1 protein-coding gene is annotated in these 724 nt (G+C 54.8%); it reads right to left on the reverse strand.

Annotation, left to right across the window (positions count from 1 at the left end):
- Window positions 1-88: 88 nt before the first annotated feature.
- On the reverse strand, window positions 89-667 hold the full coding sequence (locus tag Q1A53_RS23345) for a GrpB family protein (RefSeq protein WP_299971809.1): 579 nt from the start codon (window positions 665-667) through the stop codon (window positions 89-91).
- Between the last annotated feature and the right edge of the window lie 57 nt (window positions 668-724).

Raw genomic sequence — 724 nt, forward strand, 5'->3', positions numbered from 1 at the left:
CGATACTGGTGAAAAACCCGCCGTCGTGTCGAGCGGACGAGTTTTGGCACATGCAGCGGTGCGAAGAAGGTCCCAAACGAGCCAAGACCTACCGGTTCAGTTTTCGATACCAATCGACAGCCTGCGGTTCGACACGGCTGATGAACGGGTCCTTTCCGTCCAGATAGGCGTCCCAAGTAGGCGCATCGCTTTGTGTCAGGCGTTCCTTTAGCGAGGAGTACTCTTGGGCAACCGCCGGATGCGCGATCAGGTAGTCTCTGAATGCGAAGTGGCGTTCGACGTGCTGTGAGCCTTGTTCAAAAACGTGCAGATGGTGTGTCCGAATGCCGTTGCTGTCAGTTTTTCTAAAGTAGCGCCTGCCTGCAATGCCGTAGGCACCCATGGCCTCAAACCCAAGGCTTTCGAGAGCGCTAGCTTTTGCATCCGCATCAGCGAGTGTGGCGACGATGCCAAGAAGGTCGATTATCGGTTTAGCTAAGATGCCAGGGATCGCTGTGCTTCCGATGTGGTGCACATCGACTGGCGCGTTCGCGAAGGCATGTTTGATTGCCTTGGCTTCATCTTCGAAAGCCATCTTCCAACGCGGATCGTGAGGAACGACGAAGGCGACCATAATCGCTTTTTGGATCAGCCCTTCGTGATTGGCAACGGCAAGTTTATCCCACACTGCGAAGACACCCCCCTGCCACAATCTGTGTGCCTACAATGGCCGATGCTGATTGAA

The organism is uncultured Roseobacter sp. (assembly GCF_947496515.1).
Lineage (GTDB): Bacteria > Pseudomonadota > Alphaproteobacteria > Rhodobacterales > Rhodobacteraceae > Roseobacter.